The sequence below is a fragment of the Flavobacterium oncorhynchi genome (assembly GCF_002217355.1).
GTDB classification, from domain to species: Bacteria; Bacteroidota; Bacteroidia; order Flavobacteriales; family Flavobacteriaceae; genus Flavobacterium; species Flavobacterium oncorhynchi.
Genome location: NZ_MUHA01000001.1, coordinates 49,277 through 63,553, shown reverse-complemented (window position 1 = coordinate 63,553; position 14,277 = coordinate 49,277). Strand labels below are relative to the sequence as shown.

Genomic DNA, 14,277 nt, shown 5'->3' with positions numbered 1-14,277 from the left:
TTCTTTTGAAAACTAGTGCCATAGCCCTGATGGAAGCGGCATCCTTTTGTGGCGGAGTTCGCCATAAAAGATACAGCGGACAGCAGGAAACAGCTCCTTATCATAAAGCATATTAAAAGCTTTCTTGTTTAAAACAAAATTATCATTTTTTTTGAAACGAAATAGCTTTATCTTTGCCTCTAATAAAAATAAATTTATGAGTTTACGTAAGTATTTAACAAGCCGAGTATTTTTTATTCAAGTATTAAGTGCGGCTGCTATTATTGCCGTTTTAGGTTATTTGTTTATGCATTGGCTGACTTTTACCACGGATCATGGTCATGAAATCGCGGTTCCAAATTTAGCAAAACTGACAGAGGAGCAGGTAGAGCAAAAACTGGATGAATTGGATTTAGATTATGTGCTTTTGGATAGTGTTGATTATCGTAGTGAATTTCCAAAATATAGTGTTGTTGAGCAAGATCCATTGCCGGGAACAAAAGTAAAAGTAGGAAGAAAAATATATATTAAAATTAATTCATCAGGATTCTCGTCTGTTAGAATTCCTGATTTAATTGAAAAAACGTATCGTGAAGCGGTTCCAACTTTAAAAGCTTTAGGGCTTGAACCGGGAACAATTACTTATATTCCTAATCTTGGAAAAGATATGGTTTTGGAGATGCGTTATAAAGGAAGAAATTTAAAAGTAGGAGATCGTGTGTTGAAGGCTTCAAAAATCGACTTGGTTTTAGGAGACGGAAAAGCAACTTATGAAGATGAAGGTCAGGCTGCAGACAGTACGGCTGCACCAACTACTGAAACCCCACAAGATGAACAATAATATTGAAAATTTAGATCTAGAAGACGAATTATTTGAACATTTTAGATTTGAAGTCCCTAAAGGTCAAGCGCTTTTGCGTATTGATAAATATTTAATGAATTTGATTCAGAATGCAACGCGAAATAAAATTCAGAACGCCGCAACTGAAGGGAATATCTTTGTAAATGATATTCCAGTAAAATCAAATTATAAGGTTAAACCTTTTGATGTTGTAACTGTTATGTTATCACATCCGCCGTTTGAAAACCATATTCTGCCAGAAGATATTCCGTTGAATATTGTGTATGAAGACGACGCTCTTTTATTGATTAATAAAGAGCCGGGTATGGTTGTGCATCCTGGTCACGGTAATTATACGGGAACGTTGGTTAATGCTTTAGCACATCATTTTGATAATCTGCCAATGAACAGCAGTGAACGTCCAGGGCTGGTGCATAGAATTGATAAGGATACATCAGGACTTTTGGTTGTGGCAAAAACGGAGGCAGCAATGACTCACTTGGCAAAACAATTTGAAGCTAAAACTTCTGAACGTGAATATATTGCTCTTGTTTGGGGAAATGTTACAGAAGAAGAGGGAACAATTGAAGGAAACTTAGCGAGACATTTAAAAGATCGTATGCAAATGGCGGTTTTTGCTGATCCAGAAATTGGAAAACCTGCAATTACGCATTATAAAGTTTTGGAACGTTTTGGATATGTTACTTTGATTTCTTGTAAATTAGAAACAGGAAGAACACATCAAATTCGTGCGCATATGAAACACATTGGACATCCGTTGTTTAATGATGAACGTTATGGCGGACATTTGATTTTGAAGGGAACTACTTTTACAAAGTACAAGCAGTTTATTGAAAATTGTTTTAAAGCATTGCCGCGTCAGGCTTTGCACGCAAAAACGCTTGGTTTTGTGCATCCAAATACGGGTGAAATGATGCGTTTTGATACAGAATTACCACAAGATTTTAAGGATTGTATTGAAAAATGGCGTAATTATGTCAAATCGCATAATACAGAAGACGAAGAGAATTAAATTAGATAATTTGTTATATTGAAAAAGCTCCTGATGGAGCTTTTTTTGTTGTATTATATTGAACTATAGCCCAAGGTTTCGTTGGCAATGTTTTAATTTTTTATTGAAGCGTTTTAATCGTTAAATCGGTTATTTTGACTTCTCCGTTGGTTATGAAACCTAGTTTTCCTTTTTGACTTAGATTGCTTTTTTCTAAGGAAAATTCTAAAGAGGTTTGATTGTTTACTGAAAAGAGTAATTGATTATTTTGAACTTTTATTTTTACTGTGTACCATTTGTTGTTCTCTAATTTCATTGGTTTAGTTAATAGACTTTTTCCGCCTCGTTTACCATATTCATCACTGTTTTTGTCGTAAACACCTCTTCCAATTACAATATTTTGATCAATTTGATACAGATAAGTTCTAATGTAGTTTTCTTTATCAAAGTTCAACATAATTTCAAATAAAGATTCTTTGGTCGTGTTTGCTTTAAAATTAATTTCGTAGTTTTTTGGAAGTTGTTTTTTGGATAGTATTACTCCCCAATGCATCGGGCCTCCAGTTCCTATCAAAGTATCTTTTTTTAGAAGCCATTCTTTTGAATCACTGTTCCAATCTGATTTTAGTTTTGAAACTTCAGCGAGCTTATATTCTTTTCTAACTGTAGAAATTGAATTGGAGCAGGAGGTAAGCAGAAGTATTGTAAGTAGAGCTGCATAATAGTTAAATCTCATTTTTTTGTTTAGTTTAATTCTGAATGGTATTTTATTTTACCAATAGAACCTGTTGGTGCTGGCAAAAGCTCGAAAACAGAAGTAGGAGCAAGTCCAGATTCAATTCGATGCGAAACGTATAATACAGTCACGTTAGTTTCCTGTTTTATTGTGTTGATAAGCTGAATTACCAAATCTACATTTTCGTCGTCTAAGCCTTCTACAGGTTCATCTAAAATTAATAACGGCGGATGTTTTAAAACGGCGCGAACAATTAATGCCACTCGCTGTTGTCCGATAGAAAGATCTATAAAACGTTTTTTTCTTAAATGCGTCATTTCGATAACTTCAAGCCATTGCGAAACAATTTGTTTTTGATGTGTTGTTGGCTCAATATAAAGTCCTATAGAATCAAAAAATCCAGAAAGAATCATTTCTTCAAGTGTATGACTTTTTTGAAATAAATCAGTCATTGAAGTTGCAAAGATTCCAATTTGCTTTTTGATGTCCCAAACGCTTTCGCCGCTTCCTTTTTTTCTTCCAAATAAAAAAAGATCCTGACCAAATCCTTTTGGGTTGTCGCCTGTGATTAAAGATAGAATAGTGCTTTTTCCTGATCCATTTGGGCCTATTAACTGCCAAAATTCACCTTGCTTTATTGTCCAAGAAATAGTATCGAGAATTTTTCTTTCGTCGTAGCTTACAGAAACATTTTCGAGTTTAATTAATACACTTTCGTGAAAAGTATGCGATTCAATCGCTTTAGGAATTGCGGCTGTATTTAGAGTTTTAAAATGATTTTCGGTTTTTGAAATGGGATGAAGTTCAAAGGTATTGTCGTTAATCTGCGCTTTATTCGGAACAAAATCAAGAACATCAACGGTACGATTCAGGAGTTGAATAATTGCAATTTCGTTTGTTAGGCTTTTTAAGGATTCTGCCAAAACTACACGAGAAGCCTGATCTAAATGATCAAAAGGATTATCGAAAATGATAAAATCAGGTTTTTGATTGATACAGTATTTTAAAAATTCTTTTTTGCGTTCGCCCGATGAAAATGTACGAAGCTGTCTGTGTGATTCTGGGGATGCTTCGACACTATCGTATTGATATTCTTTTTCAATGAATTTTTCAATTGCAATGTCTGAGAACAAAATCCCTTTTTGATTGTTAAAAACGGCTAATTCTCCTTTTGCTTCACTTGAAAGCAAGCCGTCTATAAAAGCTTTTTTATTTACTTGATTTGATAAAAGTATATCCCAATGCTGCATTTCTGTATTTTAAAAAATTGTTGATTGTGTTGTATTCTATTTATTCTGTTTTTTTTACTGCCATTTCACGATCATTTCTAGACCATTCGCTCCATGATCCGACATAAAGCTTCGGTATTTCTATTCCAGCATAATCCATTGCTAATAAGGTGTGACAAGCTGTAACACCTGATCCGCAATGTACAATTATATTTTCGGATGGTTTGTCTTTTAAAATTGCTGTATATTTTTCCGCTAAAGCATCTGAAGATTTAAAAAGCCCATTTTCATCTAGGTTTTCGCTAAACGGAACATTTATGGCACCTGGAATATGTCCCGCAATTAAATCCAACGGCTCAGTAAGTCCGTCAAAACGATTTTTATCTCTTACATCAATTACAATGCTTTCGCTGTTGTTTCGGGCTTTTTCTACTTCTTCAATATCGGCTGTTTTTAGTTTCCATTCAGAAATGGAATAATTATCTATTGCTTCAAAAGATCCAATTTCAGAACTCACAGGAAAACCTGCTTTTATGGCTCCTTGAAAACCGCCGTTTAAAACCTGAACGTGTTCATGACCAATTGCTTTTAACATCCACCAAAATCTAGAAGCGGCGTTTGAACCGTTTTTATCATCATAAATGACAATATGCGATGTTGGTGAAATTCCTAATTTAAAAAGTACTTCAGAAAATTTAGAGAGAGAAGGCAACGGATGCCTGCCGCCGTTTGCAGGATTCTCGACTGTTGCTAAATCTTTGTTTAAATCAACATAACGAGCACCTTGTAAATGTTCTATTTTAAAGTTTTCTTCGGCATTAATTCCTGCTCTGGCATCAATCAATATGATTTCAGATAAATTGCTCAGGTTTAATAATTCTTCAGCATTTACAATTGGAGAAAGTTTAGCAGCCATTTTGGATACATTTATTTTTTAGAGCTTCCTAACCAGAGTAAGCTGTTTGTAATTAATTTAGTTTGGGTTTCATTTTCAAAAGTATACGAAAGCGTTTTGTTAGTTCCGTTTTCATAATCTATATCATTATGTCCCATATTGATATAAATCATTTTGTAGTTTTTATTTGTCCAGACAACAGGATAATAACCGCTATGCCAAATTTCGCTTGCTTTTGGTCCTGTTCCTAACGGAAAACTGTTTTCATCAATTGCGACAAGAATTTTTATGTCTTTATTTTTTCTTAAATCGTTACTCCATCTGTACCATTCATTTGGTGCTGATTTGAATGTTTTAGGAATGTCTTTAGTTATGGGATGCTGATTCTCAATTTTTAAAACCGCCGATGTTGGTTTCCATGTATTACTTACATATTCGCCGGAACCTAAAAAAGTATTGTGATACCAATTCCAGTTTTGTGGATAATCTGAACCATTTAAAGCAAAAGCAGAAAAGTGAAAACCTATAAAACCGCCGCCATCTTTCATATATTTTTCAAAGGCTTTTCGCTGCTCTAAGGTTTCAGGTCTTGTATCTAAAAATAAAACGACTTGATAATTGGCTAAAAATTTCTCGTTCAAGTTGTTCCAATTGTCAGTCGAATCATAAACAAAATGATTTTCTTCTGCGATTTTAGGAAATCGTTTATTGGCTTCATGAACAAAACTAATATGAGCTTGATCATTTTTTGCCGTATAAAAAGCAATAACCTTAAATTTAGGTTTTTCTTTTTTTTGCTGTGAAAATCCTGTAAAGCAAACTAAAAAAAGCATCATAAGGATACTTTTTTTAGTTGTAAAATATTTTGTGTTATTGAAAATAAGCATTTCTAAGGCGGCTTAACTTGGAATTTTCTCAATTAGAATTTCGTTTTCTGCACTATCAAAATAGGTGCACGTCATTTCTATAATATCAACTCTCCATTTTGCTATTCCGCATTGACCAGAATGGTTGCAAAAAGTAATATAATCTGTTTCGCCGTGCTGATGTTTTACCAAGAATTCTATAAAAAGCTCTTTATTAACCGTTGGAGCAATTGCAATCGGGCTGTATTTTTCATCAGAAGTAACAGTATAATTGTTTACACCGTAATATTCGACATGACCATCGTGTACAAATGTGTCATAGCCTTTTACGCCCAGAATAATCAGATCTTGTATATAATTTGGAAAGTCGGCACCGCTTTGTACTTTGGCGTGAGCCTCTTTGATTTGCTCTATAGTAAACATATGTTTTGTTTTTAATTAATTACTTTTTCAAAAATACGATTATTGATTTTATTAATGAATCAAATTAAGGAATGTATCCTTAATAAGGTTGAAAAATTGTAAAGTATAAAATTACTGTTAAGCATTTTGAAATACAAAAAACAGTGTCATAAAGTTATCAGAAAACTGGTTTTCTAAGTTGTTTTGTGGTTTTTGAAGCTATTTATCGATTATTTATTGTGTTTTTATCGATTAAATGATCTTGATTATGAAAATAATGTATTTAAACGAGTAATGTGGTACTTGGAGGGACTTCTTTTATTAACAGGAAAATTGTCTTTAAATTAGTATAAGAATGTTGTCAGCTAAAATTAGTATTATGAAAAAAACAATACTTATACTCTTGCTTTCCGTCTCTGCATTTGCTCAGGAAATCAATACATTTGATTTTGCTGTTATAAACTCTACTTTAATATCTGCCAATATTGATCTTGATAAAGGAAGGAGCGTTGTTGCGGCTAATAAAGATCAATATTCGGCCTATTTTCAGTATGCTCTTGCGATGTGTCAGGAAGATATTATTTTTGGTGCCGGGATTGATAAATCTGAGATTGACAGGACTTACATTGGTTATATTGGTAAAATATGCGATAAATTTAGAGCTACAATCGGCATAGGTTATGTTGATTCTCGAAGCGGTTATCAAGGAACATTTACAGGATTTAGTATTTCGTATCATTTTGGAGAAAATACTTATGTGGGTGGAAACTTAGAAAATGTACATTCTGTAAGTATGGATTATGAAACGGATGAAAGTTTTGATTATTATCAAAAAATGGTTCCGAAGGTTTTTGCCAGTTATGAGTTTATGCCAAATTTTATTGTTTTTGGGCAATTAAGCAGCAGGGTTAATGATATTGCTGTAAAATATCAAGTTAACCGATTCTCTGCAGGTGGATTTTACTCAGGACATGGTGTTGAAGGAATTTTTGGAACTGTAAATATTGGCCGATTTGCTATTTCTTGCAGTACTACTTTTGACAGGGTAAATTTTGGATTGAAGTTTGAATAGCTTTGATTTGAAAGGAAATAAAAAATCCGAAAAGTGATCACTTTTCGGATTTTAATGTTTTATAGGCAGTTGGATTTAATTTTATAATCCAACAAAATCATCGCTTTTAGGAAAAATACTCAATGCTTGAATTGCAATTTCCGGTGTTGGAGAAGCTAACTTTCTTAGTTTAGTGTCCATCCATGCACCATCAACGGTAATAACGGCACAAAGTGTATCGTCTTCGCGTCTAAATTCATGAATGATAGACCAGCGCGAAGCATCGGCTTTCATTTTTGATGTCTTGGTATGAATAAATATTTTGTCTGAGAGTTTTAATTCTTTTCTAAAAACACATTCTTCTCTAAACAAAACAGGACCAAAACCTTGTGTCTGCATTACTCTTAAAGTTAGACCTAATTCTTCAAGAATTTCGATACGATGCTGCGCGCCAAAATCGTAATAAGCACTATGACGAACGTGAAAGTTTGGGTCTAGATCTGACCAGCGAAAAGATATTTCTTTTGTAAATGATGCCATTTTGTAATTGTAATTTTAATGAGAAATCGAAATTACGAATAAAAAAGGAAAAGTGTTATGAATATACAGATTATTATGCATGCATATTAAGTTGGTAAATTCTAAATTTTTATCATTACAGTTCCACTGATAATATCATGAACGGCTCTTTTTTTATTACTTGAAAAGATGGTGATAAAAGAAAGCCAGCCTAAGAGAAGTTTAAAAAAATAACGAATGATGGCTTGAAAAAGATTGATAGATTGAGTTTCATCTGAATTTTTACGAACACGAATTCTCTTAATATTGTTACCAATAGTTCCTCCAAAAGTGGTCATAATTGGTTCGTACAAAAAAATTAGGATCAATAAAACGGCTCTTAACCAATCAGGAACATTTTTGAAATTGGATAAAATATCAGAAATAAGAATCATGCAGGCAATAATTAAAACAGAGTCAATAAGAATCGATTGAATTCTTTCGAGCATAAAAGGGTATTTTTCTTCCATATTTTTTTATCGAATATAAAATTAATTTTCTTTCCCTGTTCTTGTTTTTTATTTAAACTAGCGATCCGTTTTCCTTTAGATACTTAAAGATGATTTTATCAACCTCAGATATTATATTTAAGTCAGTATAGTTTAGCCATTTGATTTCGGCTATTTCGTTGCTCTCTTTTGGTGTTCCAATATAATCCGCTTTGTAGCATGTCATCTTTACAATGATTCCTTTCGCATCTCCATCTGATTGTGCTTTGAAAGTTCCTATGTATTCAATAGATTCAGGGATTATGTCAACACTTAATTCTTCTTGAACTTCTCTAATTAGAGTTTGTTCGTCAGTTTCATTATTTTCTCTTTTTCCGCCTGGAATATAATATTTGTTTTTTCCTTTTGATTTTGTGCTTAAAATTTGACCGTTTTCAATTTTTATTAATGCAATTTTATCAATTTCAATCACCATTTTCTTTAAATTATAATTTTTCCGGTTTTATTTTTTGCTCTTTAAAAGAGTCTATTGTTTTTCAAATGTAGGGTGTTTTTTGTATTAATAATCTATTGTATTAATCATTTTTAATAAGTTTTAATTGTGCATGTAATAAATTGATTTTAGTACAGTTGAGTTTTGAAATTTTTTATGTAAATAGATTTGAGACAGGGTTTTATTTAAGAAACTTGGAATTAAAGTAATAATAAGTATGCTAAAATAATGACACGAATTATTGAAGTATGCCATGCATGTCAGGCTTAAAAAATGTCATGTTGTCAGCCGATTATTGTTGTGCCAATAATAAAACTGACAATTTTATTTAGTTTTTTATATTGGCACAAAGATTGACTTATGCCACCTGAGTTATAAAATTAAATCAAAAATTAAATATATAAAAAATGGGTAAAATAATCGGAATTGACTTAGGTACGACGAACTCTTGTGTTTCTGTAATGGAAGGTAACGAAGCAGTTGTTATTCCTAACGCAGAAGGAAAAAGAACAACTCCATCTATCATCGCTTTTGTTGAAGGTGGCGAAATTAAAGTAGGTGATCCTGCAAAAAGACAAGCAGTAACGAATCCTACAAAAACGATTGCTTCTATTAAACGTTTTATGGGACACACTTTTGCTGAAACTACAGAAGAGGCAAAAAGAGTTCCTTACAGTGTTGTAAAAGGTGACAACAATACTCCACGTGTGGATATTGACGGTCGTTTATACACTGCTCAAGAATTGTCAGCAATGACACTTCAAAAAATGAAAAAAACTGCTGAAGACTATTTAGGTCAAACTGTAACTGAAGCGGTTATTACTGTTCCTGCTTACTTTAACGATGCACAACGTCAAGCTACAAAAGAAGCTGGTGAAATTGCTGGTCTTAAAGTTATGCGTATCATCAATGAGCCAACTGCAGCTGCACTTGCTTACGGATTAGATAAAAAAGGAACTGATCAAAAAATTGCTGTTTACGATTTAGGTGGAGGTACTTTTGATATCTCTGTTCTTGAATTAGGAGACGGTGTATTTGAAGTATTATCTACAAATGGTGATACTCACTTAGGTGGTGATGATTTTGACCAAGTTATTATTGACTGGTTAGCTGACGAATTCAAAACTGAAGAAGGTATTGATTTACGTTTAGATCCAATGTCATTACAGCGTTTGAAAGAAGCTGCTGAGAAAGCTAAGATTGAATTATCATCTTCTGCTGAAACAGAAATCAACTTACCTTACGTAACTGCTACTGCTTCTGGACCAAAACACTTAGTGAAAAAATTATCTAGAGCTAAATTTGAGCAATTATCTGATACTTTAGTAAAACGTTCTATGGAGCCAGTTGCTAAAGCATTAAAAGATGCAGGTTTATCTACATCTGATATCGACGAAGTTATCCTTGTAGGAGGTTCTACTCGTATGCCAAGAATCGCTGACGAAGTTGAAAAATTCTTCGGTAAAAAAGCATCTAAAGGTGTTAACCCTGATGAGGTTGTTGCTATTGGAGCTGCTATTCAAGGTGGAGTTTTATCTGGAGATGTAAAAGATGTATTGTTACTTGACGTAACACCTCTTTCTTTAGGTATCGAAACTATGGGTGGTGTATTGACTAAATTAATTGAGTCTAACACAACTATCCCAACTAAAAAATCTCAAGTATTCTCTACTGCTGCTGATTCTCAACCATCTGTTGAAATCCACGTATTGCAAGGAGAAAGAGCTATGGCTGCTGATAACAAAACTATCGGTCGTTTCCACTTAGATGGTATTCCACCAGCACCAAGAGGAGTTCCTCAAATCGAAGTAACTTTCGATATCGATGCTAATGGTATCATCAAAGTTTCTGCAACTGACAAAGGAACTGGAAAATCTCACGATATCCGTATCGAAGCTTCTTCTGGATTAACAGCTGAAGAAATCGAAAAAATGAAAAAAGATGCTGAAGCTAATGCTGATGCTGACAGAATTGCAAAAGAAAGAGCTGAGAAATTGAACGAAGCTGATAGTACTATTTTCCAAACTGAAAGTCAATTGAAAGAATTGGGAGATAAAATTACAGATGAGCACAAAACAGCTATCGAATATGCTTTAACTGAATTGAGAATGGCTCACCAATCTCAAGATCTTGATGCAATCCAAAAAGGATTAGACAATGTTAATGCAGCTTGGAAAACAGCTACAGAGGCAATGTACGCTCAAGGTGATGCAGGACAACAAGCTGCTCCACAACAAGAGCAATCTCAAGGAGATAACGTTGAAGACGTTGAATTCGAAGAGGTAAAATAATTTACTCCGTAGAGACGCATTATGTGTGTCTTTACAATTGAATATGAAAACCGAGTCAGAAATGGCTCGGTTTTTTTTATGGATATAATTCATGTTTAAGTAATGGAAACAATAAAAAGAACACTTTTTAAAAGCAATATGATTTGTTAAATCTTTCTGAGCAAAATGATAATTGTCATTTCTCATTCGGATTCTTTTTCGTAATATTACTATTGTAAATTTTTTTGAATGAGAAAGATCAAATACAAGAAAGGGAGAAAGCTGCAACATATTACTTTAGAGTATACAGGCTCGCATAAAGAGCATGAAACCGAGATGCAGCTTTTTGTATATAACGACACAGATGTTGTTGAATATGATAAATTTACCGTTCTGGCTCTAAATTCTTGTTTTGATTACACTAAAAATAACTGGCTTAATATTCACGGTTTAAATGACATTGGTTTGCTTAAAACTATTGGAGCACATTTTAAATTGGATGATTATTTATTGGCAGATATTTTAAACACCACAAAAAGAACCAAATTAGAAGAACAGCCTAATATTTTATTTTTCAATATAAAATCACTTTTGCCTTCTGAATATTCAGATAATATAAGTGTTGAACAGCTGAGTTTTATATTGAAAGATGGAATTTTGATTTCTTTTCAAGAAAAACGAAGCGATTTTTTTACCCATATTCGAGAGCGTCTTCGAACACATTCGGGAATAGTAAGAACTAAAAAAGTAGATTATCTGCTTTATTTATTATTAGATGCTGTAATCGAAAATTTTTATATTACGATTGAAGATGAAGAAGATAAAATTGAAGAATTGATCAATTTGACTAAAAAAGGCGCGGACCGTATTATTTTAGAAAAGATTGAAAATCACCGTGATAATTTTAATTTTTTAAAGCGTTCAATAGTTCCTCTTCGAGATTCGCTTTATTATTTAAAAACCATTAAAGATGATGATGACAATGGTTTGATTCAAAAAGAAACTTTTAATTTTTTTATCAGACTGCATCAAAAAAGTTTAGAGCTTTTAGAGCAAATTGAATCAGATATGAGCTCACTCGAAAGTGCTTCTAATTTTTATTTTTCGGAACAAAGCCGAAAAATGAACGAGATTATGAAAACCCTTACTATAATTTCAGCCATATTTATACCCCTTACTTTTATTGTTGGAGTTTACGGTATGAACTTTGAAAACATGCCAGAACTTAAATATCGTTATGGTTATCATAGTGTAATGGTGGCAATGGTTTTACTAGTAATAGCTTTGATTGTTTATTTCAAGAAAAGGCGTTGGTTTTAACCTTTTAATATAAAATAGAATTCAAATAGATACGTTAAGTTTCAAAATATAAATTATGAGTAAAGCAATATATATAGCAACAAGCGATCACAATAGCGGAAAATCGATTATAACACTCGGTTTGATGAGTATTTTGATCGGGAAAACAGCCAAAGTAGGGTATTTTAGACCTATTGTAGAAGATTTTGTCGATGGCGAATTAGATAATCACATCGAAACCGTTTTATCGCATTTTAACCTCGATATTAAGTTTGAAGATGCCTATGCCATTACAAAGAGTAAATTGATTAAGAAAAAGAATAAAGGAAAAATAGGAGAGGTTTTAGATTTAATTATCGAAAAATATAAAAAACTTGAAGAACGTTTTGATTTTGTTTTGGTTGAAGGAACAAGCTTTACCGGCGAAGGAACTTCAATCGAATTAGATTTGAATGTTTTAATTGCTAAAAACTTAGGAATTCCAACAATAATTATTGGTTCAGGAGTAGGGAAAACATTGGAGGAATTGGTTGACAGCTTATATTTAGTTTACGATTCTTTCAAAGTAAAAGAGGTTGAGGTTTTATCTGTTTTTGCCAATAAAGTGCAACCCGAAAATATTGAATTAGTAACTAAAAGTCTTCAAAAAAGCTTACCAGAGAATGTTTTAGTCAATACAATTCCACTAATTTCAAGTTTGAACAATCCGACAATGCAGGAAATTGTTAATGAACTTGATGCTAAAGTTTTATTTGGAGGAAATTATTTAAATAATGAAATTGGTCACTTTAGCGTTGGAGCTATGCAATTACATAATTATTTGGTTCATTTACATGATAATGCGCTTGTAATTACACCAGGAGATCGCTCTGATATTATTTTAGGAGCTTTGCAAGCTAATGAATCAGCAAATTATCCAACAATATCGGGGATTATATTAACTGGAAATATCGTTCCAGAAGAAAGTATTTTAAAGCTTATTGAAGGACTTTCGGCTATTGTTCCAATTATTGCGGTTGACGGCGGAACATATCATATTACAAACAGAATTGGCGCTATTAAGTCTGAAATCTATGCCAATAACACGCATAAAATTGAAACGTCGATAACTACTTTTGAAAAATACGTTGATAACGAAGCTTTATCCGAAAGATTAATCACTTTTGAAGCAGAAGGTATGACGCCAAAAATGTTTCAATACAACATGGTTAAAAGAGCTAGACAGCATCGTAAACATATCGTTCTGCCTGAAGGAAATGACGAAAGAATTATTATTGCAGCTTCGAGACTTTTGGCGATGGATGTTGTTGATATTTCGATTATTGGAGAAAGAAAACAAATTGAAAATAAAATTGCTGAACTTGGAATAGCATTTGATTTTTCTAAAGTAAATATCATCAATCCAAAAGAATCAGAATTGTATGAAGATTATGCTAATACCTATTATGAGCTTAGAAAAGCAAAGAATGTAAGTATTACAATGGCTAGAGATTTAATGGAAGATGTTTCGTATTTTGGAACTATGATGGTGTATAAAGGCCACGCAGACGGAATGGTTTCTGGTGCGGCACATACTACACAGCATACTATTCTGCCAGCTTTACAATTCATAAAAACCAAACCTAATTCGTCTGTAGTTTCATCCGTATTTTTTATGTGTTTAGAAGATCGAGTTTCTGTTTTTGGAGATTGTGCTATTAATCCAAATCCAACTGCAGAACAATTGGCAGAAATCGCAATTTCATCGGCAGAATCAAGTTCAGCTTTTGGAATTGAACCAAAAATTGCCATGCTTTCTTATTCTTCTGGATCATCAGGAAAAGGGGATGAAGTCGATAAAGTAAGAGCAGCAACCGAAATTGTAAAACAAAAACGCCCTGATTTAAAAATTGAAGGTCCAATTCAGTATGATGCTGCAGTTGACCGCGCTGTTGGTAAAAGTAAAATGCCAGATTCTGAAGTAGCAGGACAGGCGAGCGTACTAATTTTTCCAGATTTGAACACAGGAAATAATACCTATAAAGCAGTACAAAGAGAAACAGGAGCTTTGGCAATTGGTCCAATGCTGCAAGGATTAAATAAACCTGTAAACGATTTAAGCCGTGGTTGTACAGTTGATGATATTATTAATACGGTCGTAATTACAGCGATTCAGGCGCAGGGAATGTAAATTCAATTAAAAATTAAAAAATAAACT

General features: G+C 33.0%; 14 protein-coding genes. 6 read left to right on the top strand and 8 right to left on the bottom strand.

Annotated elements, in window-relative coordinates; all coding sequences use genetic code 11:
- The first annotated feature begins 196 nt into the window (after positions 1-196).
- Both B0A75_RS00300 and B0A75_RS00295 read left to right on the top strand, forming a co-directional pair.
- Positions 197-820 (top strand): PASTA domain-containing protein, encoded by a 624-nt coding sequence (locus tag B0A75_RS00300; protein WP_089052298.1) that lies wholly within the window; start codon positions 197-199, stop codon positions 818-820.
- Entirely contained in the window at positions 810-1,853 is a 1,044-nt protein-coding gene (locus B0A75_RS00295) for an RluA family pseudouridine synthase (RefSeq protein ID WP_089052297.1), read from the top strand. The genes B0A75_RS00300 and B0A75_RS00295 overlap by 11 nt, the downstream gene beginning before the upstream one ends.
- A gap of 100 nt (positions 1,854-1,953) precedes the next feature.
- Here the strand turns inward: B0A75_RS00295 and B0A75_RS00290 are convergent, their stop codons facing one another.
- The 5 genes from B0A75_RS00290 to B0A75_RS00270 all read right to left on the bottom strand — a co-directional run bounded on the left by B0A75_RS00290 (position 1,954) and on the right by B0A75_RS00270 (position 5,981).
- Positions 1,954-2,568, bottom strand: a complete 615-nt coding sequence (locus B0A75_RS00290; RefSeq protein WP_089052296.1) for a family 16 glycoside hydrolase — start codon at positions 2,566-2,568, stop codon at positions 1,954-1,956.
- A gap of 8 nt (positions 2,569-2,576) precedes the next feature.
- Positions 2,577-3,818 (bottom strand): ATP-binding cassette domain-containing protein, encoded by a 1,242-nt coding sequence (locus B0A75_RS00285; protein WP_089052295.1) that lies wholly within the window; start codon positions 3,816-3,818, stop codon positions 2,577-2,579.
- A 40-nt stretch (positions 3,819-3,858) separates the two neighbouring features.
- Positions 3,859-4,713, bottom strand: coding sequence for a sulfurtransferase (locus B0A75_RS00280; RefSeq protein ID WP_089052294.1), 855 nt, complete (start codon positions 4,711-4,713; stop codon positions 3,859-3,861).
- A gap of 11 nt (positions 4,714-4,724) precedes the next feature.
- Positions 4,725-5,528 (bottom strand): ThuA domain-containing protein, encoded by an 804-nt coding sequence (locus B0A75_RS00275; protein WP_244284318.1) that lies wholly within the window; start codon positions 5,526-5,528, stop codon positions 4,725-4,727.
- A gap of 63 nt (positions 5,529-5,591) precedes the next feature.
- The gene (locus B0A75_RS00270) at positions 5,592-5,981 is read right to left on the bottom strand and encodes a DUF1398 domain-containing protein (RefSeq protein WP_089052292.1); all 390 of its coding nucleotides are present in this window, start codon (positions 5,979-5,981) and stop codon (positions 5,592-5,594) included.
- Between the two features lie 358 nt (positions 5,982-6,339).
- Between B0A75_RS00270 and B0A75_RS00265 the strand changes: the two genes are divergently transcribed.
- Positions 6,340-7,032, top strand: coding sequence for a hypothetical protein (locus B0A75_RS00265; protein ID WP_089052445.1), 693 nt, complete (start codon positions 6,340-6,342; stop codon positions 7,030-7,032).
- A gap of 81 nt (positions 7,033-7,113) precedes the next feature.
- On the opposite strand, the gene B0A75_RS00260 is transcribed toward B0A75_RS00265, so the two are convergent.
- From B0A75_RS00260 to B0A75_RS00250, 3 genes are all read right to left on the bottom strand, one after another.
- Positions 7,114-7,551 (bottom strand): acyl-CoA thioesterase, encoded by a 438-nt coding sequence (locus B0A75_RS00260; RefSeq protein WP_089052291.1) that lies wholly within the window; start codon positions 7,549-7,551, stop codon positions 7,114-7,116.
- Positions 7,552-7,652: 101 nt separating this feature from the next.
- A complete protein-coding gene (locus B0A75_RS00255; protein ID WP_089052290.1) occupies positions 7,653-8,039 on the bottom strand; it encodes an RDD family protein in 387 nt (128 codons plus the stop codon).
- Positions 8,040-8,091: 52 nt separating this feature from the next.
- On the bottom strand, positions 8,092-8,493 hold the full coding sequence (locus B0A75_RS00250; RefSeq protein WP_089052289.1) for an NUDIX hydrolase: 402 nt from the start codon (positions 8,491-8,493) through the stop codon (positions 8,092-8,094).
- A 425-nt stretch (positions 8,494-8,918) separates the two neighbouring features.
- Here B0A75_RS00250 and dnaK point away from each other — a divergent pair, with 425 nt between their 5' ends.
- The 3 genes from dnaK to pta all read left to right on the top strand — a co-directional run bounded on the left by dnaK (position 8,919) and on the right by pta (position 14,250).
- Entirely contained in the window at positions 8,919-10,802 is a 1,884-nt protein-coding gene (gene dnaK, locus B0A75_RS00245; protein ID WP_089052288.1) for a molecular chaperone DnaK, read from the top strand.
- Positions 10,803-11,030: 228 nt separating this feature from the next.
- Complete coding sequence (gene corA / locus B0A75_RS00240) at positions 11,031-12,101, top strand: magnesium/cobalt transporter CorA (RefSeq protein WP_089052287.1); 1,071 nt, start codon at positions 11,031-11,033, stop codon at positions 12,099-12,101.
- Positions 12,102-12,156: 55 nt separating this feature from the next.
- The gene (pta, locus tag B0A75_RS00235) at positions 12,157-14,250 is read left to right on the top strand and encodes a phosphate acetyltransferase (protein WP_089052286.1); all 2,094 of its coding nucleotides are present in this window, start codon (positions 12,157-12,159) and stop codon (positions 14,248-14,250) included.
- Positions 14,251-14,277: the final 27 nt, after the last annotated feature.